Genomic DNA, 25,237 nt, shown 5'->3' with positions numbered 1-25,237 from the left:
TTAATGGCTGCGTAACGAAACCGAAGAAATCAGTAAGTGTATCTAAGCCGGCTCAAAAGTCAGTTACACCACATCAATCTGAGACACATAAATCGAACTCAAGCAGTTCCCATTCAAGTAGTTCAGCATCAAGTAGCTCTTCTAACTCTACACAAGCCTCCCCTTCTACTGGAGGAACAGAACACTTTGCAAACTGCACAGAGCTGAGAAAGAAATATCCGCATGGAGTACCAAGCACTCACCCTGCTTATACATCTAAGATGGATCGGGATAATGACAACTTTGCATGTGAGAAGAATTAATCAATTTGAAGCCCTCTGAGGCTTCTTTTTTCATTTGGGTATATTCAATCTAAACAAAAAACCACAGAGCGTGTGAGGGACTCTGTGGTCTATAGTGGCTGTTAAACCCCTATGATACATCAATTAGGATACTTTAAATTAGATTAATAAGCAAGTTGATCTAAAATGTTTCGTTAAAATGAGGATTTTATAAAGAAATTCCAATGCACATGATATAATCTAACTACACTTACAATAAGAAGAAAGGATGAAATACTTGGCATTACACGAAAATTCAAGAATAGCAGTTTATTCAAGAAAATCCAGAGAAGACAGAGATTCAGAAGATACACTCGCCAAACATAGAAATGAGCTAGAATATCTCATAAAAAGAGAGAACTTTAAAAATGTTCAGTGGTTTGAGGAAGTTGTCTCAGGTGAGACTATTGATGAACGACCAATGTTCTCAATGTTGTTGCCCAGAATTGAAAATGGCGAGTTTGACGCAGTTTGTGCTGTAGCAATGGACAGGCTGTCCAGGGGATCACAAATTGACTCCGGGCGTATACTTGAAGCATTTAAGCAGAGTGGGACATTGTTTATTACACCCAAAAAAACCTATGATTTATCAATCGAAGGCGACGAAATGCTTTCTGAGTTTGAATCAATAATTGCTCGAAGTGAATATAGAGCAATAAAACGGAGAACGATTAACGGAAAGAAAAATGCCACAAGAGAAGGCAGACTTCATTCAGGATCAGTTCCATACGGTTATAAGTGGGACAAGAATATTAAAGCTGCAGTTGTTGTTGAGGAAAAGAAAAAAATATATAGAATGATGATTAAATGGTTCTTAGAAGAGGAACATTCTTGCACAGTAATTGCTGAGATGTTAAACGAACTGAAAGTCCCTTCCCCATCCGGCCGTTCTATTTGGTACGGAGAAGTTGTCTCAGAAATTCTGTCCAACGATTTTCATAGGGGTTATGTATGGTTTGGTAAATACAAGAAAAGCAAAAGCAGCAACAGTATTGTTCAAAATAAAAATTTAGATGAAGTATTGATTGCAAAAGGTCATCATGAAACCATGAAAACTGATGAAGAACATGCCCTAATCCTGAATAGAATAGAAAAACTTAGAACATATAAAGTGGCTGGAAGACGTCTAAATATGAATACCCACAGACTTTCTGGTATTGTTAGATGTCCTTATTGTCATAAAGCACAAGCTATAGAACAACCCAAAGGCAGAAGAAAACACGTTAGAAAGTGTTTACGAAAATCTGCTGAAAGAACAAGAGAATGCGAACAAACAAAAGGGATTCATGAAGAAGTATTGTTCCAGTCGATTATGAAGGAAATAAAAAAATACAATGAAGCTCTCTTCTCCCCCACTGAGCAAGATGTTAACGATGACTCTTACACAACTCAGCTTATTGGTTTAAGAGAGAAAGCTGTTAAAAAGGCAAAAGGAAGAATAGAACGCATAAAAGAAATGTACTTAGATGGAGACATCAGTAAAACAGAGTATAAAGAAAAGTTGAAAATTTCACAAGAGACACTTCAAAAAGCTGAAAATGACTTAGCAGAATTAATTGCATCTACTGAGTTTCAAAATGCTCTTAGCGCTGAGACAAAAAAAGAAAAATGGAGTCATCATAAAGTGCAGGAAATGATTGAGTCTACTGACGGGATGTCTAACTCTGAGATAAACTTAATACTAAAGATGCTCATTAGTCATGTAACGTATACGGTCGAGGATTTGGGAGATGGTACGAAGAATTTGAATATCAAGGTCTACTATAACTAGGTTTATGTCGTACTCAATCAATAATTCTTACGACAGATCCGGTTACAACAGGCGGGAAAAAGGATACGAGCTTGCCGAAGAAAAACGACAGCAGAATGACAAGCAGACCCGATGCCAAAATGCTCCCGTAAATGGCTGAAATCCCGTACTCCTTACCGATGGAAATAATCGGCGCTACCGCGGTGAACGTACAGCCGAGCACAACGGGCAAGCCGATGCCGAAACATTTATTCCTCCATACTTGAAGCAGCGTAGCCGCCCCGCACATAAAAATGTCAATTGATACGAGATATGTCAACTGTTCTGCGTTCAGTCCCAATGCCGCTCCTACAATTAAGGGAACGACGACGGCGCCGGCATACATGGCAAGCACGTGCTGGATACCGAGTGAAAGTGTTTTGGCATAGCCGTTTTTCATGAACGGACCTCCTGTACAAATGTCACTTTTCCGTCTTCAAGCGATTGAATTCTCGCCAGTGATTCGACCCGGCATCCTTTTTTCATCAGCTCATCTCTTCCCGGCTGAAATGACTTTTCAATGACGATTCCGATCCCGCAAACCGCTGCGCCTGCTTGTTTTACGATGGATAAAAGTCCTTCTGCCGCCTGTCCGTTCGCTAAAAAGTCGTCAATGATTAACACGCGGTCATCTTTCGACAGATGATTTCCGGAGATTGCAATCTGACTTTCTGTTTTTTTCGTGAAAGAATAGACGGATGCCGTCAGCAGATCATCCGTTAATGTGAGAGACTTCCTTTTTCTCGCAAAGATGACGGGAACGCCGAGTTCAAGGCCGGCCATCACCGCAGGGGCAATGCCCGAAGATTCAATTGTGACGATTTTGGTTATCTCGTCTTTTTCAAAACGGCGCGCAAATTCCCGGCCGATCTGCTGCATGAGAACCGGATCAATTTGATGGTTTAAAAAAGAATCCACTTTCAGCACTTGATCAGAAAGAACAATTCCGTCTTCTGCTATTTTTCGTTTTAATGCTTCCACAATGATTACCCCCGCTTATAAAAAATAAAAAAAGCATTGCCCGCTCTCCAAAAAAAGAGCAAGCAATGCCGAATGATCTACACGCAACGGCCGAATAAAGCCGTTCCATTGCTCACTCATAGTCGGACATTTACGGTGACCGGTAGAAACTTGCGTGCCATATCCACGCGATTATATGAGTGTTCGTATGATATTAATCAAATTATAACAAGATACACTTCTTTTGCATAGTGAAATTTGAATATTTCCGAACTTTTACAAAGAATTGGTTTTCGATTATTCGTGTTTTTAGAATTTTTAGAAAAACACCCGGTGTATACCGGGCGTTTCGTTTATAAATATAAATTTGAATATTTGCCGACGAGATACTCAATGAGATATTGAACGTTCAGCTCTTCTCCCGTTGCATCTTTTATGATGTCAAGCGGCATTTTGCGTCTTCCGTGCTGATGAACCTTTTCTGTCAGCCATTGTTTGATCGGCTCAAAATCGCCCCGTTCTATTAATTGGTCAAATTCAGGCAGATCGTCAAGCATGGTATGCTTCAGCTGTGCCGCATACATATATCCGAGCGCATAGGAAGGGAAATAGCCGAAATCGCCGCCCGCCCAATGTACGTCCTGCAAAATGCCTTTGGCGTCAGATGGCGGCGTAATGCCTAAATAATCATGATATTTTTGATTCCACAATGCAGGCAGTTCTTCCACTGTCACTTCATTGCTGAAAATCGCTTTTTCAATTTCATAACGGATAATAATATGAAGCGGATACGTCAGCTCATCGGCTTCAATTCGGATAAAGGTCGGTTTCGCCTCGTTGACAGCGCGTACAAAATCTTCTCTTTTCACATCTTGAAATTGATCAGGCGAAGCCTCAACCATTTTTTCATAATAGGCGGTCCAGAAATGTTGATTTCTGGCGATAAAGTTTTCATAAAATAACGATTGGGATTCATGAATTCCCATGGATGCACCGTCAGATAAGTTCGTTCCGCTCAACGCTTCGTCAATATTCTGCTCGTAGATCGCATGCCCGCATTCATGAATCGTTCCGAAAATCGCCGTGCGGAAATCGTTTTCGTCATATCTGGTCGTCACCCGCACATCGCCCCGGTTGATTGTCGTCGCAAACGGATGCACCGTCTCGTCAAGGCGGCCGCCGTCAAAATCATACCCGAACTCTTTTAAGAAATACAAGGAGAGGGCTCTTTGTTGTTCTTTCGAAAACGTTTTCGTTATAAAGGAAGTGTCCGGTTTATTGCCGGATTCCGTCACTTTTTTGATAAGCGGAATAATCGCTTCCTTCAATTCAGAAAACAGCTGATCCAGCACCTTTACCGTAACACCCGGTTCGAAAATATCGAGCAATGCGTTGTATGGATGATCTTCATAGCCCCAATACGAAATAAACCGCTTATTAAAATCAATCAGCTTCTCAAGGTACGGAGCAAACATAGAAAAATCAGAGGCAGCCTTTGCATCCTCCCAAGCCGTTTCCGCTTTCGATGTTAAAATGACATATTCTTTATACTCATCTTCAGGAATTTTTTTATTATGATCATAATCTTTTTTCGCAAGTTCCGCCGCTTTCACTGTATCTTCAGAGAGCTCCTCTGCATGCGCGAGAAGGATGTCGATCAGCTCTTTCATCCGGTCGGATGTCTGGATTTGAAAAACGTCAGCCGACAGCTGTCCGATGCTTTCCGCCCGGTCATCAGAGCCTTTTTTTGGGGCTCCCGTTCTTAAGTCCCAATGCATAAGTGCAATGGCTTCGACATAGTGGGATACTCTTTTTAACAGATCAAAAAACTCTTTTTCATATGTATGTAAATCCATATCCGTTCCCCTCCCTTTTCACTATCAATTACAGGCTAATGGAATGCCGTGATAAAGTCAACTTCCCGGATTTAAAAAAGCCGCAGGATAAGAATCCTGCAGCTTTTGTTTTTATACGATTTTCGGTGTAACAGGCAAGATCTTTTTGACTTCGGCCAAGACCCGTTCACTTTCTCCGCCCGCATAAATGGATATGGTTCCGCTGTCCTGATTAGAACGGATGAGGCGGCCGATTCCCTGCCGGACTCTCAAGAGCATGTACGGCAGATCAACTTCCTCAAACGGATCTTTTTTCGCTCCGTTCCGCTTTGCGGTAAACACGGGATCATGAGGCGGATACGGCAACGCCCAAATGGTCACATTCCGGAGCGAGTCACCGGGAATGTCAAGACCTTCCCATAAGTGGACGGAACAAAGCACGGATTCTTCATCCCGCTGGAATTTTTCGACCAGACTGGAGATCTCTTCGTCACCTTCGTAGTATATCGGATACGGCAGCTCCCACGCGGCAGCCTGTTCTTTAAATTCCTTCATGTCTTCAAAGGAAGGGAAAAGAACGAGGGTGCGTCCTTCATTCTTCTTAATGGTTTCAATCGTTTCGGCTGTTTTCTGCTCAGACGTCATGTCACCGTGAAGCGCAACAGACATTTGCTCCTCGTAATCGTACGGAGATTCAACGGTGAATGATAACGGATCACGGATTCCGAGGCTGTCAGCGATATAATCAAATGAACCGCCCTCAGAAAGAGTGGCCGATGAGAAGATATAAGGAATCTTTTTAGAAAAGACCTTTTCTCCCAAAACTTCGGCTACAGTTCTCGGCATAACGACAAACGTTGAGTCTGTATCCCGCGTTTCAAGCCAGCTGATGGCATCCTTTTGATACAGCGACAGCGAATATGCCATTTGTTCGACGTATTCTTCTACAACTGACAGCTCGTACTTATCAATCGTATACATTTCCGATTCAAATACGAGCGCCTCGCCGATTTTATCGAGCAGACGGCACAGTTCGTCAGCCGCACGCTTAACACGCTGATCGTTTTGGATGTCCAATCGGTGAGAGCCTTCGATTTCCTTCGATTCCTCTGACAGCACATAGAAAAACTCATCGTTTGCGGCAAGGGCATCTTCAATCAGTTCGGCGAATTCCTCTCTGATATCATTTTGAAGCAGACGCTCTAAAAACAGCTCAAGCGTCGACTGCTTCACGCGATACGTTAACGCTTTTTGCGCGGCGAATTCCAGCAGATGTCCTTCATCAAACACGACGGCGCTGTGGTCCGGCAAAAGCGGCAGCTGCCCTTCCCTTTTGCGTGATTCTTCCGTCCATACATGCTCCATGTAGAAATCATGGGAGCAAACAATCAGATCCGTTGATTTTCTGTAATGATCTCTCGAAAGTGTTAAACCGCATCTATGTCTCATATCACAAGTTAAACAATCTTGGAAGGAATCATAGCTGACGCCTGCCCACTCTTCATTCGTCAAATCAGCGTACTGTTTGCGGTCGCCGTACGGATAAAAGCGCTGCATCGCTTGTGATTCGTGTACGAATGAAGGCAGCGACTCATAAAGATCCAGCCACTTTTCATCATCAGAACGCTGCATCGTTTTCTCAAGCTTTTTCAGACACAGATACTGCTCATGGGATTTGGACAGCCGTGTATCAATCTGCAGATCCAAATGTTCTGTCAGCTTGGAAATGTCGCCTTCTTTTTTGACAAGCTGTTCAATTAACGTTTCATCGGCGCATGCGATAATGGCCGGTTTACCCGTATATCTGGCATAGCTGATGGCAAACAGCAGATACACCAGCGTTTTCCCCGTACCGACTCCTGCCTCAGCGAACATGACTTTTTTCTCTTTAAATGCCCGTTCAAGCTGAAACGCCATAAATACCTGCTCATCCCGAAGGTCAAAGCCTTTCTCGGGAAGGATATCGTAAAACACGTCACCAATCCAATTGTTCAATTCTTCGTAAAAATTCTTTTCTTTTGTTAAAGCAAAAGGCAAACGTGATGTTGTCACCCAACTCCAACCCCTAACTATTCGGCATTCAGACCATCTATAATATCATTTAACCCTTTTCAATACAACAAAAAAACTTGGCCTCGCCAAGTTTTTGCCATTATCATTTCCGGTTAATGATATGTGTACATAGGAACGGATGGTCTGTTGAATGTGTATGTTTTACCGCATTTTCAAGTTCTTCCTGTGCGTGTGTCATGGCGGAAGGACCGAACTCCGCTCCGGCTTCCTCCAGCCGGAAAGCAGTTGCGTCTAACGCCTTTTGTATTTTACTGAAGTGCTCGCTGTTCAGCATAAAATAGATCACCTCTCAAATAGAAATAATCATCATTCTATGCCGATGCTTCACTTTCTATACATGCCATTCTGAATGATCCGCACCTGACCTGCACAAACTACAACAGATATTCGATCGAATATCCATCTTCACAAAATTATTCTATCCGGGAGTGATGGTTACATGAGTTATAAAGATCGATTAGATCAGCATTCTGAATTGTTTCATCACAATTGGACGCGGCCGAAACGCTCTAAATCGCAAGTGAACGGCCACACCGAAATGTCCCAGACCAACATTATTTTACGGAGCAACGCAAAAGCGCACCGCTGGTAATGGCAGAATAAAACGTAAAGATGCCGGAGAAGACGCTGTTTCAGGCGTCTTCTCTTTGTTGCGGCTTTTTCCGCTGCGGCCGCACTTTAGCCCAGTACTGATAATAATCAGTTTTGATAAAACCGTTAAAGAGCTTCCGTTTTTTGGTTGCTTTTCTTCCGTAGGCCTCTTCAAATTGTTCATTTGACGTTAACATGTAGACAGACCATGTATCAAGAGATTCAAATGCCCGGCCCATTTCTTTATACATCTTCTCGACTTCCCTTTTTTCGCCGAGCCGTTCGCCGTACGGAGGGTTTCCGACGATTACGCCGTATTCGAGTTTCGTCGTAAAATCCTGCACCCGCATTTGTTTGCATTCGATCAGGTCACCAAGTCCCGCTTCTTCTGCGTTTTCTTTGGCGATGTTTACCATCCGGTGATCCACGTCACTGGCAAAGATCTGCAGCGGCTGATCATAGTTCGCCTTTTCTTCCACTTCAAGACGCGCCTTGTCCCACAGTTCTTTTCCGATCCATTCCCAGTCTTCTGAAACAAAATCACGGTTAAAACCGGGAGCAATGTTTTGCCCGATTAAAGCGGCTTCAATGGCGATCGTGCCGGAACCGCAGAACGGATCGACGAACGGACGGTCAGGCGTCCAGTTGGTTAACTGAATTAACGCGGCAGCGAGCGTCTCTTTAATCGGAGCTCCTCCCTGATCAACCCTGTATCCCCGTTTGTGAAGGCCTGTTCCTGATGAATCCAGTGTAAGCACGGCTTTATCTTTTAAAAGGGAAATCTCCACCTTATACTCGGGGCCCGTTTCTTCAATCCATTCATTTTGTTTTCCTGATTGAAGTTTCAGCTTTTCCGCTATCGCCTTTTTGACGATCCGCTGGCAGTCAGGCACACTGGCAAGCACTGATTTCACGGATTTTCCGATAACGGGGAACTTTGCGTTTTCCGGAATGTACGCGCGCCAGTCAATCGCTTTTGTTTTTTCAAACAGCTCATCAAACGTTTTCGCCTGAAACTCGGCGACCTGTACTTTGATGCGGTCAGCCGTCCGCAGCCATAAGTTAGCGCGGCAGATCGCAAGCGCATCTCCTTCAAAAATGACTTTTCCGTTGTCTACTTTGCATTCATAACCTAAATCACGCACTTCTTTGGCGACGATCGCTTCAATTCCCATCGGCGCCGTCGCTATTAGTGTGTACTTCTTCATCGTATCACCCTGTCTCTTTTAAGCTTTCGTTTCATTCAAGATAAAAGCTCCCCTTTAAAGGAGAGCTCTAATTTGTCATATCAATAATGTTTAACGTTCTGTAAGCCATGTTTTGTTCCGTCGTACTGCAATCGGCTCATCACCTCGTACTCAGGCGGCAATCATCTATCTACAGAAAGCATTCTGTCCTTCTATCTGTTCAATTCCTTCAAGAAGGTTCCCCTACCAAAATTTGGGTTTCTCGCTCGAGGGGTTTACCGCGTTCCACTCTCACCATTTCTGATGAGACTTCGTCACTGTGGCACTTTCAAGGATACTCAGCCATATCCGGAGACGTAGGCTTTTTTCCTGCCGTCAGCCTATCAAGGCTGCCCTAGCTTATTTCTTCGCTAGGCACGAACACTACGGGCATCTCAGCACCGTGCGAGCATGGACTTTCCTCTACAGATTCAAAGATCTGCAGCGATTACCCGAACGTTAAGAACACTTGTTCATTATAAAGCAACTTGTCTCATTTGACAAGTGCATCTGCCCTATTCGTCATAAAGTTTGCTGCCAAATACATGTTTCTCAAGGTTGGACAGCCTTTTCAGAATGTCAAAGTTGGTCGTATTGGACTGCACCGGCTGTTTTTTGCTTGCTTCTTCAAGCTGTTTTTTCAGCTGCAGATTTTCTTGCTGCAGTTCTTCAATTTCTTGATGAAAGGTTTCATAATCCTTAATAATCATATCTAAAAATTTGTCAACGTCTTCTTGTCTGTAACCTCTAACGCCTGTTTTAAATTCTTTTTCCAAAATGTCTTTCGCAGAAAGCTTTACTTTATCAGCAAGCATCTTTTTCACCTCATATCGTGAATCATCATGTTATATTTTATTCAGAAACACGTCCCGTTGTCAAATATTCTCTGACGTGTTATGTAAAGAAATCTTCTTCTTCAACGGCGGCACGGAGATCATCCATCGTAATCGAATAAATCGGATATCCGTCTGTTTCACGGCGTTTTTCTGCTTGCTGCAGCATATATTTCGGCGATCCTTCCATTTCAGGATCATATAAAAGCAAAAGCGCATCTGACTTTTCAATAAAGAACGCGTTTTTCTGCCGGAATTGGAGCGGACTTTCGTACGGCCGATGCGTCAGGCTCTCCTCATAATCTGCCTGAGCAAGCACCGCTTCATACATTTCTTTATTCGGTTCCTTCCACTTTTCTTCTTGGCCGTAGAAAGGCGTGATAACGGCAACCTTTAATTCCGGATACTCTTCTCTGAGATCGTACGCCGTTTCAGCCGCCCAAAGCTCAGTCCCCAGCTGTCCGGATATGAGAATCCATTCCAAGCCTTCGTCAATAAAGCTTCTGAGTCTGGTTTCTATCGCCTTTTTTATATAAACAAGCGCCCGGTCATCCTGTTTAAAAATTCCGAGTTCAAACGGCTTGTATCCTGTTACGGCTAATACTTTCAATTGATCACCTGCTTAAAAAATGGGGCTCCCCATCGGGCCCCATTTTGATTTGCTGATATCCTAACCGATCTTGCTTAAGCGTTCAATACTAATGATCGCAGCAAGGGCTTCCGCACTGAAAATGCTGGTGAGTTGTCGGGTCAACATTTGAAAAAGTGTGCGGATAGTAATGAACGTGCTCAAAGTTGTGGTGATTTACGTTAGTTGTATGTTGCGGATGAATATGCGGCACAACTGTGTTAGAAAAACAATGGTGTTCACAGCAATGAGTCGGATGGACAATCGGCGGCATCACGTTTGGTCTGCAACAATGATGATGAAACATGCTAAATCCCCTCTCCATTAACTTATATTACACTGTTAGGTTATGAAGAAAAGAGGGTGCATGTTCTAATTCAATCACCCAATTTAAAAGTGTGTCAGCAAGCTGTCTTTAAAATTCGAAAATACAAACGCAATCAAAAAAACCACGACAAAGAACAAGTAAAAAACACCTTTATACATACCAACTCTCCCCTATAAATAACTAACGCTATTTTACAAGATGCGGCACCATTCTACAACAAAATCGATGCGGATTCAGAAAAAAATATTTTTGGCGAAACAGCTCGGCTTTTGCGCTTTCCCGGGCAATATTTCAAGAAGGATATTTCCTCTTAAGCCGGGCAATTCTCACATGGAGCTTCTCGGCTTCTTTTTCCGATATTTCCCCGTCTTCTGCCGCCTGCTGTGCGGCCTGCAGAGCTTTTTTATAATCTTTTGCGTGATGCTCAAAATAGATCGCCAGCTCTACCGCTGATTGGTGTCTGCATATGTGAAGATCAGAGCCCGTCAGTTTCTCCCAAAGGGGCACGGCGTCTTGCCTGCGGTTTTGTTTTTTATAAAGCATTGCTAAGTCAAAAAGGGCCCGATCCGAATCTTCAAAGTCTTTGCCTTGCAGCGCTTCCAGCTGTGAAACAGCCCGATCGGTTTCTTTATGAGCGATAAACCATTTCGCCATGGCGTATGCTTCCTGACGTTCTGACGTCTGATCAGAAGATGCAAAAATCTTTTTTGACATATGGATGTAAAGAGCGATGAGGGAAAGCACATCTTGTTCATTATGCGAGAGCACTCCCGTTAAAAGAGCCGGATCCTCCGCCTTTAAAAATTGAAAATACAGCATCGGCGCCAAATAACCAGGTGTATCTTCGTCCCTTTTAAAAGCAAGCTCTTCATTTTCAACCGCCGAAAGCGATACACGCTCTAATTTATGTTTCCAAAGCCGTCTCGCCCCGTGCAGAAGATCAAAGTGACCGAAGTCAGGAAGCTTCGGAAGCCTGTCCCGCAGCAATGTATGCCTAGTTTTCACCTGAGGCCAGTCAAAGGCTTTTCCGTTATACGTAACAAGAGACGTAATGTCAACCTCACTTAAAAAGCTTTTGTAAAGAGCCGTCTCGTTTCCCGGTTTAGGAAGCAGATGCTGTTTAACCGCGACACGGTCTTCATACACTCTTGCATGGCCGAGCAAAAAGATCATATTGCCGGCCCCGCCGCCGAGGCCGGTCGTTTCAGTATCAAAGAAGAACAGCTGGCTTTTTTCGTATCCTTCTGCTGATAAAGTATGTGTCAAACCGCCTTTATTCCATAATGCCATGACGTCATCAAGTTCACTGAAGCTGTACCGTCCGTGGCGGTGCGAAAGCGGATAGACGGTTTCGCGGATAAGACAGTATTCATCCTCAAAAAAGAAAGGCTTCACTCCGAATGCCTCCCATTCTTCTCTAAATGGGACTTGAATATCCGGGACCGAAAGTTGTGAAGCTGCCGGCTTTTTTTCAGCTTCCGGCACATTCAGGTGGTTTTTCATCCGCTTTAATTTATTTTTCAAGGACATCTTTCGTCCCCCTTTTCTTTTACACGTAATTCAAGAGCCGGAGTATCGCTTTCTTTGCATCTATTCCTTCTATTTCGGAGCCGATGCAGGAAGGACATCCGTCTTGACATGGACATTGTCTGATCAGGCGCTCAGCCCCTTCATTGATTTCATCAAATCGCTTATATACTTCATCAGCAAGTCCGATTCCGCCCGGATAATGATCATACAGAAAGATTGTCGGAAGTCCGGTATGTGCGGCTTTGATTTGCGGCACGACATGCACGTCATTTCGGTCGCACATGACGTATACAGGCACGATATGCTGCAGGACGTGGGAAATGCCTAAAAGCAGCTGTTCAAGCGTTTTTTCGCCGATCTCCGAATCCGTCTCTTTCAATTCAAGCCAGGCAGCACTGGTATGCAGTTCTTCTTCTGGAAGATGAATCGGCCCTGATCCTATATTTTCAAATGTCGTCATTTTAATTTTTTTAAATATTGTCGGAAGTGCGTTCACGGTTACATCGCCGAAATGTAAGGCCGTTTTCTTTCTGCTGTCCGTTCTGTCAATGTCCAGCACTTTCAGCTGCACCGCTAAATTGGCATCTGTATAATATTCGACATCGACCTTTCGCACGTACGCTTTTTTATGATCCCAATCAAGCTTTTCAACCTGGTACTGCACCCCTTCATGAAGATAAATCGCTTCATCATGAAGAAGCGTCATCGCGCTGAAGCGGTCCATTTCTCCGATGATTTTTACATCAGCCGTCTCTGAGCGGTCAACGATGACCACGTTTTCCTGTGACGCCGAACGGAGACTGATGTTGGAGGCGGGAAAAGATTCGCTCGCCCAGTGATAGCGTTCGCGGTTTTCGTGAAGCACCCCTTCTTCTTCTAAATACTCGAGAATGTCTCTTGCATCATTTTCTCCGAATGTTTCATCGGCTCTGAAAGGCAGCTCATACGCGGCGCATTTCAGGTGATCGACTAATATAATGAGATTATCGGGATTGATCCTTGCAGATTCAGGCGAGCGTTTAAAGAAATAATCAGGATGGCGCACAATATATTGGTCAATCGGATCAGAGTTCGCCACCATCACGATAAGCGCCTCTCCCTGCCGCCGCCCGGCTCGGCCCGCCTGCTGCCATGCGCTCGCGACACTGCCCGGGTACCCCGTCATCACGCAGACCTGAAGCTGGCCGATATCAACGCCGAGCTCCAGCGCGTTTGTGCTGACAACGCCGAGAATGCTTCCGTCTCTTAACCCCCGCTCTATTTCTCTTCTTTCTTTCGGAAGATATCCGCCGCGATAACCTCTGACAGACTTCGCACCGATTTCTTTTTTTACGATCTCCTGAATGTGGCTTAAAATAATTTCAACCCGGACACGGCTTCTGGCAAAAACAATCGTCTGGATCTTATTTTTTAAAAAAGTTTTGGCGAGTTCGTTCACTTCCACGGTGGCGCTTTTTCGAATATGCAGCGGTTTATTTACAATCGGAGGATTGTAAAAAGCAAAGTGCTTTCTTCCGGCCGGGGCGCCGTTATCGTCAATCAGGCGCACTGATTTTCCCGTCAGCTGCTCCGCCAATTCCCTCGGATTGGCGATTGTGGCGGATGTACAGATAAATGACGGCGTGCTTCCGTAAAAAGCGCAGATTCTCATTAAACGGCGGATGACGTTCGCCACATGGCTGCCGAATACGCCGCGGTACGTATGTAATTCATCAATGACGATATATTTCAGGTTTTCAAACAGACTCACCCATTTTGTATGGTGGGGAAGAATGGCTGAATGAAGCATATCAGGGTTTGTGATCACAATATGCCCGGCCTTTCTGACTTTCTGCCTGATGGCCGGAGACGTATCTCCGTCATAGGTAAAGCTTTTAATGTCCATGCCCGTCTCGTCTATGATTTCGTTCAGCTCGCTTTTTTGATCCTGCGCGAGCGCCTTTGTCGGAAATAAATAAAGCGCGCGGCTTGAGGCATCTTCCGCGATAGACTGAAGAACCGGAAGATTATAGCACAGTGTTTTTCCGGAGGCCGTCGGTGTGACAGCCACAATGCTTTCTCCGTTTTGAACCGTCTGAAAAGCGGAGTATTGATGTGTAAAGAGCCGCTCGATCCCCCTCTTTTCGAGAGCCGCCCGAATTTTCCGATCTACTTGCTCCGGCATCGGCATGGTTTTCGCCTCCCGCGGTTCCTCTTCATGCCAATGCACAATATTTTCATGATTTTTTAATTCCTGAATCAGTTCGCTCAGTGATTTTTTCTTCATCGTTCACACCTCTTTATGAGGTACAGTTTACCGAATATTTGTTTGCCTGGCTAGATGAAAATCCTGCACAAGAAAAAAAGCAGGGAATCAGCCCCTGCCTACTTCATTTTTATCTTAAAAAGCTCTGTTTGTCCTTTTTTCGCTTCATTTGCGCCTGCAAATTGCAAAGGTTCTGCGGCATCGCCATTCATAATCACCATAGGGATGACGGTGCTGCTTGCTTTTTCTTTTATTAAATCCAGCCGGCACGTTAAAAGCAGATCGCCTGTTTTCACTTTGTCTCCTTCTTTTACATGCGCTTCAAAGCCTTCGCCGTTCATATTGACGGTATCCAAACCGACATGTATCAAAAGTTCCGCTCCGGAAAGGGTGCGGATGCCGACAGCATGTTTTGTATGGAACAGCTGAATCACTTCTCCCTCAACCGGTGAAACAATGTCTCCGTTTGCAGGCTCGACGGCAATCCCATCCCCCATCATTTTTTGTGAAAATACGGGATCCGGCACTGAAGCCAAATCCATCACCGCTCCGTCAGCCGGAGAAAAAATCACTTCCTCGGCCGGCTTTTTCCGGCTGTCTCCCAATCCGAATAATTTTTTCAGCAATGTGTTGTGCTCCCCTTCCTAAATGTGAATCCGTTACCAGTTTATTCTCCACTATTTAACCATACTTTCTTTTTTCCTTCAATTCTTAACCATACGGCATAACATCGCATAGTCTGTTTGTAAAAAGGCGGTGGTCATATGGATCAATCACAAAACGATAAACTTGATCCGCAAAGAAATGAGGACATCATCAGCCATGCGATGGACCAATTTTTTCACTCAGGTCCCTTCGCAGAATTGATGCAGGGTTTTCAGCACCTTTTCAATTCGGCTTTTACTGAAGCGCAAGCGCAAGTGACGATTGACGTCAGAGAAGAGCCGACGGGCCTCGCGGTTGATATCAGCGTTCCCGAGACATTCCGTGACGGTGATATGCTGGTGGAAACGAAGGGGTGCTACCTTCACGTTACAATCCGCTACGATCATAAACAGGCTCATTCATCCCATGTGTCTTCAAGCATGACAAGAACCGTTGTCCTCCCGTATAAGGTGAGTGAAGAAGATATGGAAACATCCTGGAATGAACAGACGCTTACCCTCTTTTTCCCTAAAAAATAAGCATGAATGATGGATATCATTCATGCTTTTTATTTGAAGATACTGGTGAAGCCTTTCACCAGCGATCCGACCTGATTTACGGCGCTTACCATCTGCCCCGTTGTATCTATCATTTTATTAAAGTCAAACTGTCCGTTCGTTTTTTTAAACTGGGAGAGTATGCCTGAGAATTGGGAAGACTGCTGCTGATTCGGTCTGGGAACGGGGTAAGGATTCACAAACCCCGGCTGCCCCCCGGGCATGGCTGCCTGAGGAGGAGAGGGAGCAAACGGCTGCTGCATATGACCGTATTCCTGATTCGGATAAAATTGCTGCGGGTACTGCCCTTGCTGATGATAGGGCGGCTGCTGCAATGGCTGTATCTGCTGCGGATACGGCTGCTGTAATGGCTGTATCTGCTGCGGGTAGAAATATCCCGCCGGCTGCTGGTACATATTTTGATATGGCTCTGCTCTCCATTGCATATGACATTCCCCCTTGTCTCTCACTAAGTTTCTGCTATATATGTATGAATTCCGCCGTGGTTATGTGCTTTCGGTGATTCTGATTTTTGTCAAATGCTGTCGAAAGTCTTAATTTTTTAAAAACAGAAAAAAGTCGAATCGTTATGTTACCATAATCTCAACATACATGAGAGGGGATGCACCATTATGAACGTATCATACTTAAGAAAGCGTTTTGCTGAAGTGAAAAAATATGAAACAGATTGTGCAGATAAACTGATGGACTTTGCAAAATTCCTCTATATTCAAGGCCATCTCACCGCAACCGAATTTCGAAACAGTATGAAGGTTCTCGAAGCAAGTGGAGCAGAAAACCCGGCGTATGAATAACATACCCGACCCCTTTATATAAAAGAAGGCAGCCGTTTTCAGCTGCCTTCTTTTTCAATTTCATCCCTTAATATACGAAGCGTATATAAAACAGATTCAGTTAAATCCCTGTATCTTTTTTTATGAATATGATGAACATATGATTGGAGCATCAGCTCTCCGAAATTTTCTGTAACGGCCTGAATTTGTGCGTGATGAACGTATTTCGGACGGTTTTCCTGAATAAACGCAAGCGCTGCTTCTGTCCAAAGCGCGCAAAGCCGGTCTCTTTTTTCAACATCGGGTTTAATAATCTCAAAAAAATCATATGAACGGCCTGACTCTTTTCCATCCTGATACCTTTTTTCGGCTTCCAGAACCGCCTCTATCATTTGTTCTGTCAGCTCCAATAACGACTGTGTCTGCAAACGGACTCACCTCAGTACATATGGTACCAAAGTTTTTGCATAAAATCAGCTGATCCGGCAGGCTCTCGGCAAATCCTTTTTACGCCGGTCAGCCAAAAACAGGTCATCAATACAAACATGAAGCTCCCGCGCCTCTTCCTCAAGGCGGGAAAGTTTCTCCTGTCTGATTTCTTCAGCTTCCGCCTGACAGGATCTGACTGCTTGGGTAAGCGTCTTTTCAGCAGCAGAAATCCGGAATTCGATATCAGAAAGCAGACGGAGAATATCAGCCTTGCTCGTGTAAACAGACATTCATGTTCCTCCCTTTTATCACTTGCGTTTCTTTAGAATATAATTCTCGTTTTCATACCGCTCTCCTTTGCACATGACAAAACTAGAAGCAGTTCGGCAAACAAACAGAGATTATCCTAAAAGGCGTGCCTTTCGACAAAAAAGTGCCGCAAACTTTGTATGAACCGGCACGTTAATGCAAACGATACAGTTGAGGAGGTGCCGTATGAAAACGAGACCGAAAAATGCAGGTAAACAGCAAAAAACCGAAGCAAAAACGACTGATACGCTTGATAAAAAATTAGGCGGCCCAAACCGCCCTTCCACGTAACACATCAGCAGCCCGAAACCCCAGCGAACGGTTTCGGGCTTTTTCATTTCTTCAGCCACTCTTTAACCGCGAAGAGCGCATGGAGCTCCCGTCTTTTCTGGAAGTACCAGTCCGTCAGTTCAAGCTGTTTCGGCATTTTCTCCTGTAAGAAAGCCCCTTTTCTTAACCTTTTTTGAAACCAATCCTCCCTTTCGCCGTCTAATGGGTGGGCAACAATGGGATAGGTTGTCCTCAGCATCGGTGATGTTCTTTTTTTGATGCCGATCATTTTCTCCATATCAAAGCGTGATCCGGTATGAGGAACGGTATCAAGAAAACGGTAAAAAGAAGCGTGAAGATCAGGGCTGAACAGAAGGCGGGCCAGCTGTTTTCCGAGCGTAATTCTCTCTTCGGTTTTTGAAAACCGTTTGACGGAAATTCCGTATAATTGTCCGTCAAATGAAGGGAATATCACCGTATTAAAGTGAAACCAATCACTTAAATAAAAAGGAATCGTGCCAAAAACATTCTTTTTAAACGAAGGATTTTGTATAATAGGTGCTTGGATAGTGTTTTGTTCATTTATAATAAGAGCATACATGAGCCGTTCCGTATCTCCGTCACGCCAAAAGCGAAGCCACTCTTCCTGCATAAAAGCCGAGACGCGGAAATGAGGAAGATGACGGAAAAGAGGTTCGCCGATTTGTTTTGACCACTGGTAGACCAGAAGCTGAGGATAGGCATCAGAAAAAATCAGCCAATTCGCCCTTTCATACGAAAGGAAAAACCAGTTTTTCTGACTGCTGTCAAGGCCCTCCTGATAAAGGACGCCTCTTAAATCAGTCATCGACCAGCCCGCATTGCGGGACACAAACGATGCCAAAAGCGGCCACTTGATCTCAGGATGGCGGTCATAATATGCTTTATAGGCATTCGTCCGGGAAATATTATCGGCATTTTTTATTTTCGTCTCTTTTTCGATCAGGCGAAGAATGGCGGTTACGGTCTGTCGTTTATGCACGTTCATTCACTTCCGTCACTATTAGTTTGATAAGGAGGATGGAAAAAGTGATTCGGTACCCGAATGGAAAAACTTTTCAGCCGAACAAAACGGTTTCATCCCAAAACAGCCAGAAACGGTCCCATTCATACAGTAATCGCGGCATGACCCTCGAAGACGACCTGAATGAAACGAATAAGTATTATCTGGTTAACCAAATTGCTGTCATTCACAAAAAGCCGACACCCGTCCAGATTGTAAACGTCCACTATCCGAAAAGAAGCGCCGCAGTCATTAAGGAAGCTTATTTTAAACAGTCTTCCACAACTGACTACAACGGCATTTATAAAGGGCGCTACATTGATTTTGAGGCAAAAGAAACAAAAAACAAAACGGCATTTCCCCTGCAGAATTTTCATGATCATCAGATTGAGCATATGAAGCAGGTGGTCAGACAAGACGGCATTTGTTTTGTTATTATATCCGCTTTCGGAAAGGTTTATTTCCTCGAAGCCGACAAGCTGTTTGTCTTTTGGGAGAGAAAGGAGAACAATGGCAGAAAATCAATTCGCAAAGACGAATTAGAAGATGCTTCCTTTCCGATTTCCCTTGGATACTCACCGAGAATTGATTATATTAGTATTATTGAACAGCTTTATTTTTCGCAGGAACAGTAGACTGAGCGAAAGGTTGATAAACGAAAGGTTGAGATGTTATGTCAGATCAATTTACGAGCCGTGAAGAACGCCGTAAGGCAAGGCAGACGAAAAGCACTAAGCCCTCTTCACCGAAAAAAGGCAAGAAACAGCGTAAAGGCGGTTTATTCAAAAAGATTGTACTGTCCTTGGTTATTCTGTTTGTCCTTGGCATAGTCGGCGGAGCGGCGGCATTTGCCGTTTTGGTTTCCGGCGCGCCGTCTTTGGACGAAGCCAAGCTGAAAACGCCTTACTCTTCAACGATTTACGATAAAAACGGCAAAGAAATAGCGGAAGTGGGCGGTGAAAAACGAACCTACGTCCCGATTAAGGATATACCCGATGTTGTGAAAGAAGCATTTATCGCAACTGAAGACGCCCGTTTTTATAAGCACCACGGTATAGACCCGATCCGGATCGGAGGCGCCTTGGTCGCCAACTTTACGGATGGATTCGGTTCAGAGGGAGGAAGCACAATCACCCAGCAGGTTGTGAAAAACTCGCTTTTGACCCATCAGAAAACGATTAAACGGAAAGCACAGGAAGTGTGGCTTTCACTGCAGCTGGAGCGCCATTATTCTAAAGATGAAATCTTAGAAATGTATTTAAACAGAATTTATTTCTCACCGCGTGCCTACGGCGTCGGTAAAGCGGCTGAAGAATTCTTCGGCGTAAAAGATTTGAGCAAGCTTACGGTTGAACAGGCGGCGACGCTTGCCGGAATGCCGCAAAGCCCGACCGGATATAACCCCGTTAAAAATCCGAAGGCTTCCGAAAAACGCCGGAACATTGTTCTCAGTTTAATGGAAAAACAAGGATTCATTTCAAATTCTGACTACCAAAAAGCAAAGAAAGTGTCCATGAAAGATGAAGGCGTCGTCAGCCAAAAGGAATACGATAAAAAGGACACAAATAAATACAGCGCTTTTGTCGAAGAAGTTATGAAAGAAATTGAGACAAAAGAAAAGAAAGACGTCGATATTTCAACTGACGGACTGAAAATTTACACGACTCTTGATACGAAAGCACAAGATTATCTTGATCAATTGATGAACGGCGATACAGCCGGATTTACCGAAGGCATGCAGGGCGGCGTCACGCTCCTTGATACGACAAACGGAGAAATCCGCGCTATCGGAGCAGGACGGAACAGAACTACCGGGGGATTCAATTATGCAACACAAGGTAAAACCCAGCCCGGTTCAACGATAAAACCTATTCTTGATTACGGCCCGGTCATTGAAAATAAAAAATGGTCGACGTATGAGCAGATTGATGATTCGGCTTATACGTACTCTAACGGCACACCAATCCATGATTATGACAATAGATACAGAGGCCAGATATCAATGCGAGAGGCCCTCTCAGACTCACGTAATATCCCGGCTCTGAAGGCATTCCAAGCAGCAGGTAAAGATAATGCCGTCGACTTCGCAAATGACTTAGGACTAGGATTAAACAAAGAGAGTGTAACCGAATCTTATTCGATCGGAGGATTTGGTGAGGATAACCGCGGTGTATCTACTATGACAATGGCGGGCGCCTACAGTGCGTTCGGAAATAACGGAACGTACAATGAACCGCACGCGGTCACATCGATTGAATTTAATGACGGCACTAAGCTTGATTTAACACCGAAACCGAAAAGTGCTATGAGCGACTACACGGCGTTCATGGTTACAGATATGCTCAAAACAGTCGTGCAGTCAGGAACAGGCAGATTAGCTCAAGTACCGAACGTGGAAGTCGCCGGTAAAACGGGTACGACCAACTTTACTAAAGAGGATATCCAAAGATATAATATCGCACAAGGCGGAGTCCCAGACTCCTGGTTTGTCGGATACACCCCTCAATATACAGCAGCGGTTTGGACCGGAGTTGAGTCTGGCAACAAAGCAGGCAAGAAATCACTGTCTTCTGCAGACCAGCAAGTCGCAAAACGGATTTTTCAAAAGCTGATCTCATACGTTGATGACGGTAAAGGAAGCTTCAAGCAGCCTGACAGTGTCGTCAAAGAAACAGTTGAGAAAGGCTCGAATCCTGCCGCTTTAGCCGGACCAAATACGCCGGATGATAAAAAAGTGACGGAGTACTTCGTGAAAGGAACGCAGCCAACTGCCGTTTCTAAAACATACACGAAAGAAAAAGCCGATAAACCGACAGGATTGCAAGTGAAATACGACAAAGATAAAAAATCATTAACTTTAAGCTGGAATTATGACGGTGATGCAACATTCAATGTCAAACAATCCGTTGACGGCGGAAGCTACAGTGACATTCAAAACAGTTCGGCAAAAGAAGCCGTCGTCTCAGATGTCACACCAGGCTCCACATACAGCTTCCAGGTGACAGCGGAAAACGATGACGGAAAAAGCGATACGGCATCAGCTTCTTTCAAAGTCCCAAAAGATGAAGAAGACGATGCGGATAAAGATAAAGCGACTGACGATGAACAGAAGTCTGATGAAGATAAAGACAAAGACAAAACGCAAACCGATGATTCAAACACAGATGACAATCAGACAGATACGTCTGACGGATCGGATCAAACACCAACTGATGACCCGGATAAAAATCAGGATCAATCCGATAAGGATCAAACAGATAACAACAATCAGAATCAGCCCGGTAACGGGACCGATAACAACGGACAGCAAGATAACGGCTCTGATAATGATTCCGATTCCGGTTCAGACGGCTCAAATAAACCTGACAACGGTCAAACGGACAAAAACCAAGACTCATCTTCAAATATCAACGGGCAGTCCAATTCGTCAACCATCCAGTCAAATCCCGCTCATTAGCGGACGAAATCCTTCACCTCAACCAGGTGAAGGATTTTTTTCATACAAAAAAACCTCCTTATGAGAAAAGGAGGTTTTTAACCTTTGTTCATGGCTTCATATTTATGATATTGTTTCTTCATCTCCGTCATCAATTCATCAAGCTGAATAAACGAGTGATATTGAGTCGGTTTTGTTAAAATAAACGCCATTCGCTCCGCCCAATTGATCGGTTCGGCGGGAAAATGCTTTGTTTCAAGCACAGACCAATCGAGTGATGTGACCCGCTCCCCTGCCGTCCAGTGAAAAGCGGCAATCAGACAGGCAATTCCCTTCAGCATGTCATTTTGATCACATCTCGATTTTCTTGTTTGAAAAACGGGAAGCAGCGTTTCTTTCGTTTCATTCCAAATCTGAAACAGAAACGGGACATATTCGCCCCTTTCCCTCCATGGCTGCACTGTTGGCTGACCGCTGAAATCCATATACAGCGGATGGCGGCGCAGCGCCGTTTTGATCTCGAGGCTTTCCAAGTCCGTAAGACTGCGCAGGTATGTTTCATAGCCTGTCAGAATGTCAATCGCCGTCACCGTCTCACCAGCCCTTTTTTGTCACGCTTCTGCCCTTCTCTGCACAGCGGAAGCAAAGGGCATTCCGCACAGCGGGGAGATTGCGCTTTACAATGATACCTGCCGAAAAATATTAATCTGTGATGCGTAACAGACCAATCCTCTTTTGGCACTTTTTTCATTAATGTTTTCTCTACCTCCAAAACAGAGTCCTTCCAGCGGCAGATACCAAGCCGTTTAGAGACTCGCTCCACATGAGTGTCTACTGCGATCGCAGGTACGCCGAAAGCAACAGACACGACCACATTTGCCGTTTTCCGTCCGACACCCGGCAGATTCACAAGCTCATCCCGGTCTTTCGGCACTTCTCCGCCGTACTCTTCGATGATCATTTTGCTCAGCTTTTGAATATTTTTGGCTTTATTACGGTACAGACCGATTGATTTAATATCCTGCTGGAGTTCTTCCAGCGATACGGAAAGATAATCTTCGGGCCGTTTATATTTTTGAAATAGCGTTTTTGTCACTCTGTTGACGAGAGCATCCGTACATTGCGCGGATAGTGCGACTGCCACAACCAGTTCGAAAGGATTTGAATGGACAAGTTCACATTCTGCGTGCGGAAACATATCGCCGATTTTTTCAAGACAATATTCAATCTGCTTTAAATTTAACACGTTTCTCCCCTTCTCATGTTATTGTTCCAGCCAATTGTAAAAAGGCACCTGCCTCGTATACTCTTTTTGCGGATCATTTTGTTTTGTTTGAACACGACGGAATTTTTGGCTGTGCGCCTTCGCCTGCTCAACCGTTTTGAAGCCGTTCTTTTTCCATTCAAATAAAATCCGGTCAATATAGCGAAAACTGAGTTTTCCCGATAAAACGGCTTCTTTTAAGGCGTGTTTAATCAGAATCGCATCATGCTGATCCTGATCCTGCCATATGGCCAGCGTCTCGCATTCAAGGGGCGACAGCGGTCTTCCGAACTCTTCTTCAAAGATGGTATACAGGCTTTTTTGTTCTCTTTCTGACGTTCTTTCCTGCGTTTCATTTTGAGAATGCTGCATGTAATCAAACAGCTTCGCCCATAACGGCTGCAGAGAATATTTTTCAAACTTTATGCCGTTATGGTCTTCACATTCTTCAATAAACAGAAAACCTTTTTGAATAAACATTCTCAGGCAGCTTGTACATTCTTCAGCAGAGATGGACATGCCTGACTGAAGTTCAAACGGCGTCGGAAAATAAGAGCCTTTTTCCAAATGCATTTTAATCTTCAAAAGCAGGATCAATTCGGTTTCATTCAGCCCGAGCTGCCGGTAATGTGTCAGCAGCAGGTTGGGAATGCTTGAAATGCCGAGTTCCTGCATATCTATAAATTGCTGTTTTTTCATCCTTACACCTCTTACTGTAAAAGGTTATCTCCGGGAGCTTTCCCCTTTACTTAGAAAAAGTCTCCCTTGCAGGAGACTTCGTTTTTCATAACTATTACGGATACAGACGGTTCAGAAGTCTCGGGAACGGAATCGTTTCACGCACGTGAGGCGCTCCGCTGATCCAAGCCACTGTCCGCTCAAGTCCGAGGCCGAAGCCGGAGTGCGGAACAGAACCGTATTGTCTGAGTTCAGCATACCATTTGTAAGCATCTGAATCCAGACCGTGTTCTTTTAATCTTTCTTCCAATAAATCCATATCATGAACGCGTTCTGAACCGCCGATGATTTCCCCGTAGCCTTCCGGAGCGATTAAGTCGGCACATAACACGACATCGTCACGATCTTTGGCAGGCTGCATATAAAACGGTTTTAATGACGTCGGATAATGAGTGATAAACACCGGTTTGTCATAGCTTTCTGCGATCGCTGTTTCATGCGGCGCACCGAAGTCATCTCCCCACTCAATATCGTCAAAGCCTTTTTCTTTCAGGAATTCGATCGCTTTATCGTACGTAATGCGCGGGAATGGCGCTTTGATTTGTTCAAGCTTCGATGTGTCTCTACCTAATGTGTTCAGCTCGATCTTACAATGTTCCAGCACACTTTGTACGATGTATGCAACATAATTCTCCTGAACTTCAAGGTTTTCTTCAAATTCAACAAATGCCATTTCAGGCTCAATCATCCAGAATTCGATGAGATGGCGTTTCGTTTTCGATTTTTCCGCTCTGAACGTCGGTCCGAAAGAGAATACTTTTCCGAGCGCCATTGCAGCTGCTTCCATATACAGCTGGCCGCTTTGAGACAAGAAGGCGTCTTCATCAAAATATTTCGTCGCGAACAGCTCAGTCGTGCCTTCGGGAGCGCTTCCCGTCAAAATCGGCGGATCAACTTTCACGAAGCCTTCTTTGTTGAAAAATTCATAAGTCGCACGAATGATTTCGTTGCGGATTTTCATAATTGCGTGCTGGCGTTTCGAACGGAGCCATAAATGTCTGTGATCCATTAAGAATTCCGTACCGTGCTCTTTAGGCGTAATCGGATAATCAGTCGCTTCGTGAATGACTTCAATGGATGTAACAGCAAGCTCATAGCCGAGCGGTGAACGCTCGTCCTCTTTCACAATTCCTTTTACATAAAGTGACGTTTCCTGTGTCACTGATTTCGCGATTTGGAAGATGTCTTCTTCTACTTCAGCTTTAACGACAACTCCCTGAATGAAGCCTGTACCGTCTCTCAGCTGTAAAAATGCGATTTTACCGCTTGAGCGTTTATTAGCGACCCAAGCTCCAATCGTTACTTCCTCGCCTGTGTGTTTATACACTTGGTTGATTGTTGTTTTCAAACTCTTTCCCTCCAGAACAAGAAAGACATTCAGGAATCTGCCTGAAT

The 25,237-nt window shown here is 44.4% G+C and carries 27 protein-coding genes, 1 other RNA gene, 2 pseudogenes and 1 riboswitch; of the genes and pseudogenes, 8 read left to right on the top strand and 22 right to left on the bottom strand.

Annotation, left to right across the window (positions count from 1 at the left end; translation table 11 throughout):
• The coding region (locus BGM27_RS08540; RefSeq protein ID WP_217031231.1) for an excalibur calcium-binding domain-containing protein at window positions 1–302 on the top strand (302 nt) is incomplete at its 5' end.
• A 247-nt stretch (window positions 303–549) separates the two neighbouring features.
• A complete protein-coding gene (locus tag BGM27_RS08535) occupies window positions 550–2,091 on the top strand; it encodes a recombinase family protein (RefSeq protein WP_041482317.1) in 1,542 nt (513 codons plus the stop codon).
• Between the two features lie 19 nt (window positions 2,092–2,110).
• Here the strand turns inward: BGM27_RS08535 and BGM27_RS08530 are convergent.
• The 5 genes and pseudogenes from BGM27_RS08530 to BGM27_RS08510 all read right to left on the bottom strand — a co-directional run.
• Window positions 2,111–2,509, bottom strand: a pseudogene (locus BGM27_RS08530) (solute carrier family 23 protein); the annotation flags it as partial.
• Complete coding sequence (gene xpt / locus BGM27_RS08525) at window positions 2,506–3,090, bottom strand: xanthine phosphoribosyltransferase (RefSeq protein WP_007409503.1); 585 nt, start codon at window positions 3,088–3,090, stop codon at window positions 2,506–2,508. The gene xpt and the pseudogene BGM27_RS08530, both read right to left, overlap by 4 nt.
• A 99-nt stretch (window positions 3,091–3,189) precedes the next feature.
• Window positions 3,190–3,289, bottom strand: a riboswitch (purine riboswitch).
• Between the two features lie 133 nt (window positions 3,290–3,422).
• On the bottom strand, window positions 3,423–4,925 hold the full coding sequence (locus BGM27_RS08520) for a carboxypeptidase M32 (RefSeq protein ID WP_007409502.1): 1,503 nt from the start codon (window positions 4,923–4,925) through the stop codon (window positions 3,423–3,425).
• A 111-nt stretch (window positions 4,926–5,036) separates the two neighbouring features.
• A complete protein-coding gene (locus BGM27_RS08515; protein WP_007409501.1) occupies window positions 5,037–6,956 on the bottom strand; it encodes an ATP-dependent DNA helicase in 1,920 nt (639 codons plus the stop codon).
• 103 nt (window positions 6,957–7,059) lie between these two features.
• The gene (locus BGM27_RS08510; protein ID WP_003153550.1) at window positions 7,060–7,251 is read right to left on the bottom strand and encodes a hypothetical protein; all 192 of its coding nucleotides are present in this window, start codon (window positions 7,249–7,251) and stop codon (window positions 7,060–7,062) included.
• Between the two features lie 165 nt (window positions 7,252–7,416).
• On the opposite strand from BGM27_RS08510, the gene BGM27_RS08505 reads away from it, so the two are divergent.
• A complete protein-coding gene (locus BGM27_RS08505) occupies window positions 7,417–7,569 on the top strand; it encodes a YpzG family protein (protein ID WP_003153548.1) in 153 nt (50 codons plus the stop codon).
• Window positions 7,570–7,609: 40 nt separating this feature from the next.
• On the opposite strand, the gene BGM27_RS08500 is transcribed toward BGM27_RS08505, so the two are convergent.
• The 9 genes and pseudogenes from BGM27_RS08500 to BGM27_RS08460 all read right to left on the bottom strand — a co-directional run bounded on the left by BGM27_RS08500 (window position 7,610) and on the right by BGM27_RS08460 (window position 14,984).
• Entirely contained in the window at window positions 7,610–8,776 is a 1,167-nt protein-coding gene (locus tag BGM27_RS08500) for a THUMP domain-containing class I SAM-dependent RNA methyltransferase (protein ID WP_007409500.1), read from the bottom strand.
• A gap of 96 nt (window positions 8,777–8,872) precedes the next feature.
• Window positions 8,873–9,254: RNase P RNA component class B (gene rnpB / locus BGM27_RS08495), an RNA gene on the bottom strand.
• A 55-nt stretch (window positions 9,255–9,309) separates the two neighbouring features.
• Window positions 9,310–9,609 (bottom strand): cell division regulator GpsB, encoded by a 300-nt coding sequence (gene gpsB, locus BGM27_RS08490; protein ID WP_003153541.1) that lies wholly within the window; start codon window positions 9,607–9,609, stop codon window positions 9,310–9,312.
• Between the two features lie 79 nt (window positions 9,610–9,688).
• Window positions 9,689–10,237: an SLOG family protein gene (locus BGM27_RS08485; RefSeq protein WP_007409499.1), complete on the bottom strand. Its 549-nt coding sequence runs from the start codon at window positions 10,235–10,237 to the stop codon at window positions 9,689–9,691.
• Between the two features lie 88 nt (window positions 10,238–10,325).
• On the bottom strand, window positions 10,326–10,562 hold the full coding sequence (gene cotD / locus BGM27_RS08480; RefSeq protein WP_003153539.1) for a spore coat protein CotD: 237 nt from the start codon (window positions 10,560–10,562) through the stop codon (window positions 10,326–10,328).
• An 83-nt stretch (window positions 10,563–10,645) separates the two neighbouring features.
• Window positions 10,646–10,753, bottom strand: a pseudogene (locus BGM27_RS08475) (hypothetical protein); the annotation flags it as partial.
• Window positions 10,754–10,874: 121 nt separating this feature from the next.
• On the bottom strand, window positions 10,875–12,113 hold the full coding sequence (locus BGM27_RS08470) for a ribonuclease H-like domain-containing protein (RefSeq protein WP_007409497.1): 1,239 nt from the start codon (window positions 12,111–12,113) through the stop codon (window positions 10,875–10,877).
• A 19-nt stretch (window positions 12,114–12,132) separates the two neighbouring features.
• A complete protein-coding gene (locus BGM27_RS08465; protein WP_007409496.1) occupies window positions 12,133–14,379 on the bottom strand; it encodes a DEAD/DEAH box helicase in 2,247 nt (748 codons plus the stop codon).
• Between the two features lie 98 nt (window positions 14,380–14,477).
• Window positions 14,478–14,984 (bottom strand): PTS sugar transporter subunit IIA, encoded by a 507-nt coding sequence (locus BGM27_RS08460; protein WP_007409495.1) that lies wholly within the window; start codon window positions 14,982–14,984, stop codon window positions 14,478–14,480.
• 138 nt (window positions 14,985–15,122) lie between these two features.
• Between BGM27_RS08460 and BGM27_RS08455 the strand changes: the two genes are divergently transcribed.
• Window positions 15,123–15,542: an Hsp20/alpha crystallin family protein gene (locus tag BGM27_RS08455; RefSeq protein ID WP_007409494.1), complete on the top strand. Its 420-nt coding sequence runs from the start codon at window positions 15,123–15,125 to the stop codon at window positions 15,540–15,542.
• 29 nt (window positions 15,543–15,571) lie between these two features.
• Here BGM27_RS08455 and BGM27_RS08450 read toward each other — a convergent pair whose 3' ends face one another.
• Window positions 15,572–16,006, bottom strand: coding sequence for a YppG family protein (locus BGM27_RS08450; RefSeq protein WP_007409493.1), 435 nt, complete (start codon window positions 16,004–16,006; stop codon window positions 15,572–15,574).
• 186 nt (window positions 16,007–16,192) lie between these two features.
• Here BGM27_RS08450 and BGM27_RS08445 point away from each other — a divergent pair, with 186 nt between their 5' ends.
• A complete protein-coding gene (locus tag BGM27_RS08445; RefSeq protein ID WP_003153532.1) occupies window positions 16,193–16,375 on the top strand; it encodes a YppF family protein in 183 nt (60 codons plus the stop codon).
• 38 nt (window positions 16,376–16,413) lie between these two features.
• Here the strand turns inward: BGM27_RS08445 and BGM27_RS08440 are convergent, their stop codons facing one another.
• Together BGM27_RS08440 and BGM27_RS08435 are read right to left on the bottom strand one after the other, a co-directional pair.
• Window positions 16,414–16,782, bottom strand: a complete 369-nt coding sequence (locus BGM27_RS08440; protein ID WP_007409492.1) for a YppE family protein — start codon at window positions 16,780–16,782, stop codon at window positions 16,414–16,416.
• 45 nt (window positions 16,783–16,827) lie between these two features.
• The gene (locus tag BGM27_RS08435; protein ID WP_007409491.1) at window positions 16,828–17,073 is read right to left on the bottom strand and encodes a DUF5446 family protein; all 246 of its coding nucleotides are present in this window, start codon (window positions 17,071–17,073) and stop codon (window positions 16,828–16,830) included.
• Between the two features lie 205 nt (window positions 17,074–17,278).
• Between BGM27_RS08435 and sspM the strand changes: the two genes are divergently transcribed.
• Window positions 17,279–17,383, top strand: coding sequence for an acid-soluble spore protein SspM (sspM, locus tag BGM27_RS08430; RefSeq protein ID WP_003153525.1), 105 nt, complete (start codon window positions 17,279–17,281; stop codon window positions 17,381–17,383).
• Between the two features lie 43 nt (window positions 17,384–17,426).
• Here the strand turns inward: sspM and BGM27_RS08425 are convergent, their stop codons facing one another.
• Window positions 17,427–18,389: a DUF2515 domain-containing protein gene (locus BGM27_RS08425; RefSeq protein ID WP_020954208.1), complete on the bottom strand. Its 963-nt coding sequence runs from the start codon at window positions 18,387–18,389 to the stop codon at window positions 17,427–17,429.
• A gap of 41 nt (window positions 18,390–18,430) precedes the next feature.
• Here BGM27_RS08425 and recU point away from each other — a divergent pair, with 41 nt between their 5' ends.
• On the top strand, window positions 18,431–19,039 hold the full coding sequence (gene recU, locus BGM27_RS08420) for a Holliday junction resolvase RecU (protein WP_007409489.1): 609 nt from the start codon (window positions 18,431–18,433) through the stop codon (window positions 19,037–19,039).
• 38 nt (window positions 19,040–19,077) lie between these two features.
• Window positions 19,078–21,861, top strand: a complete 2,784-nt coding sequence (locus BGM27_RS08415) for a PBP1A family penicillin-binding protein (protein WP_007409488.1) — start codon at window positions 19,078–19,080, stop codon at window positions 21,859–21,861.
• A 77-nt stretch (window positions 21,862–21,938) separates the two neighbouring features.
• Here the strand turns inward: BGM27_RS08415 and BGM27_RS08410 are convergent, their stop codons facing one another.
• The 4 genes from BGM27_RS08410 to asnS all read right to left on the bottom strand — a co-directional run bounded on the left by BGM27_RS08410 (window position 21,939) and on the right by asnS (window position 25,190).
• The gene (locus BGM27_RS08410; protein ID WP_007409487.1) at window positions 21,939–22,430 is read right to left on the bottom strand and encodes a YpoC family protein; all 492 of its coding nucleotides are present in this window, start codon (window positions 22,428–22,430) and stop codon (window positions 21,939–21,941) included.
• Window positions 22,427–23,086, bottom strand: a complete 660-nt coding sequence (nth, locus tag BGM27_RS08405; RefSeq protein WP_007409486.1) for an endonuclease III — start codon at window positions 23,084–23,086, stop codon at window positions 22,427–22,429. Before nth ends, BGM27_RS08410 begins: the two co-directional genes overlap by 4 nt.
• Before the next feature lie 18 nt (window positions 23,087–23,104).
• A complete protein-coding gene (gene dnaD / locus BGM27_RS08400) occupies window positions 23,105–23,803 on the bottom strand; it encodes a DNA replication protein DnaD (RefSeq protein ID WP_007409485.1) in 699 nt (232 codons plus the stop codon).
• A 94-nt stretch (window positions 23,804–23,897) separates the two neighbouring features.
• On the bottom strand, window positions 23,898–25,190 hold the full coding sequence (gene asnS / locus BGM27_RS08395) for an asparagine--tRNA ligase (protein ID WP_003153515.1): 1,293 nt from the start codon (window positions 25,188–25,190) through the stop codon (window positions 23,898–23,900).
• Between the last annotated feature and the right edge of the window lie 47 nt (window positions 25,191–25,237).

It is taken from the genome of Bacillus sp. FJAT-27001, from assembly GCF_019039175.1.
Classification (GTDB): Bacteria; Bacillota; Bacilli; order Bacillales; family Bacillaceae; genus Bacillus; species Bacillus velezensis.
Note: the sequence above shows the minus strand (reverse complement) of the source record. Positions and strands in the feature narration are given on the sequence as shown.

Excerpts from the sequence above, each read along its gene's own strand:
- BGM27_RS08535 (WP_041482317.1), top strand. The coding sequence starts at position 550 with ATGAAATACTTGGCATTACACGAAAATTCAAGAATAGCAGTTTATTCA.
- BGM27_RS08520 (WP_007409502.1), bottom strand. The coding sequence starts at position 4,925 with ATGGATTTACATACATATGAAAAAGAGTTTTTTGATCTGTTAAAAAGA.
- BGM27_RS08510 (WP_003153550.1), bottom strand. The coding sequence starts at position 7,251 with ATGCTGAACAGCGAGCACTTCAGTAAAATACAAAAGGCGTTAGACGCA.
- BGM27_RS08505 (WP_003153548.1), top strand. The coding sequence starts at position 7,417 with ATGAGTTATAAAGATCGATTAGATCAGCATTCTGAATTGTTTCATCAC.
- BGM27_RS08500 (WP_007409500.1), bottom strand. The coding sequence starts at position 8,776 with ATGAAGAAGTACACACTAATAGCGACGGCGCCGATGGGAATTGAAGCG.
- gpsB (WP_003153541.1), bottom strand. The coding sequence starts at position 9,609 with ATGCTTGCTGATAAAGTAAAGCTTTCTGCGAAAGACATTTTGGAAAAA.
- cotD (WP_003153539.1), bottom strand. The coding sequence starts at position 10,562 with ATGTTTCATCATCATTGTTGCAGACCAAACGTGATGCCGCCGATTGTC.
- BGM27_RS08470 (WP_007409497.1), bottom strand. The coding sequence starts at position 12,113 with ATGTCCTTGAAAAATAAATTAAAGCGGATGAAAAACCACCTGAATGTG.
- BGM27_RS08465 (WP_007409496.1), bottom strand. The coding sequence starts at position 14,379 with ATGAAGAAAAAATCACTGAGCGAACTGATTCAGGAATTAAAAAATCAT.
- BGM27_RS08455 (WP_007409494.1), top strand. The coding sequence starts at position 15,123 with ATGGATCAATCACAAAACGATAAACTTGATCCGCAAAGAAATGAGGAC.
- BGM27_RS08450 (WP_007409493.1), bottom strand. The coding sequence starts at position 16,006 with ATGCAATGGAGAGCAGAGCCATATCAAAATATGTACCAGCAGCCGGCG.
- BGM27_RS08445 (WP_003153532.1), top strand. The coding sequence starts at position 16,193 with ATGAACGTATCATACTTAAGAAAGCGTTTTGCTGAAGTGAAAAAATAT.
- BGM27_RS08435 (WP_007409491.1), bottom strand. The coding sequence starts at position 17,073 with ATGTCTGTTTACACGAGCAAGGCTGATATTCTCCGTCTGCTTTCTGAT.
- sspM (WP_003153525.1), top strand. The coding sequence starts at position 17,279 with ATGAAAACGAGACCGAAAAATGCAGGTAAACAGCAAAAAACCGAAGCA.
- BGM27_RS08425 (WP_020954208.1), bottom strand. The coding sequence starts at position 18,389 with ATGAACGTGCATAAACGACAGACCGTAACCGCCATTCTTCGCCTGATC.
- BGM27_RS08415 (WP_007409488.1), top strand. The coding sequence starts at position 19,078 with ATGTCAGATCAATTTACGAGCCGTGAAGAACGCCGTAAGGCAAGGCAG.
- dnaD (WP_007409485.1), bottom strand. The coding sequence starts at position 23,803 with ATGAAAAAACAGCAATTTATAGATATGCAGGAACTCGGCATTTCAAGC.